Below are 603 nucleotides of genomic sequence, written 5' to 3'. Positions count from 1 at the left end.
TCCAGAGTGGTGTGGCCGTAAGCACTTGCCAGTGTCCAGCAAAGCCTCTTGGCCACTCAATCTCAAGGTTTTCCTGCTTAAAGCTACAGGCTTGCCATTGTGTCCTCCTGATTAACACACCTGCTGACTAGACACACCCACCTGCTGCAAAAACCATGCCATTTCACCTCTCCTCTGCAAAATCAGCCTTGGTTTAAACACACACAAAGTCTGAACAGAAACACTGCTAACATCTGCTCATTGTAACAGGTGGGTGTAATTAGGCTAAAGGTTATGCATTGACACCTTGATTCTGATTGCTCTGAAGCTACCTGATTACTTTACATGAGGCAAAAGTTGTTTATTAAAAAAAAAAAGAAAAAAACCTTAGGTGAACTTTGAAGCAGATTTTGGAAGAACACCCTCTGCTGGTTGGGAGGAAAAGATGGAAAACTTACAGCACCTGGTATTCCCAAGCGGTCTCCCATCCAGGTACTAACCAGGCCCAACCCTGTTTGGCTTCCGAGATCGGACGAGATCGGGCGGGTCCAGAGTGGTGTGGCCGTAAGCACTTGCCAGTGTCCAGCAAAGCCTCTTGGCCACTCAATCTCAAGGTTTTCCTGC

The 603-nt window shown here is 47.1% G+C and carries 1 rRNA gene; it reads right to left on the bottom strand.

Annotated features, from left to right (window positions below):
* Positions 1-430: 430 nt before the first annotated feature.
* A 5S ribosomal RNA gene (gene rrf / locus ACFINX_RS10380) occupies positions 431-549 on the bottom strand.
* Positions 550-603 lie beyond the last annotated feature (54 nt).

The sequence above is a fragment of the Bartonella sp. AP36NXGY genome (genome assembly GCF_042195865.1).
Lineage (GTDB): Bacteria > Pseudomonadota > Alphaproteobacteria > Rhizobiales > Rhizobiaceae > Bartonella.
Note: the sequence above shows the minus strand (reverse complement) of the source record. Positions and strands in the feature narration are given on the sequence as shown.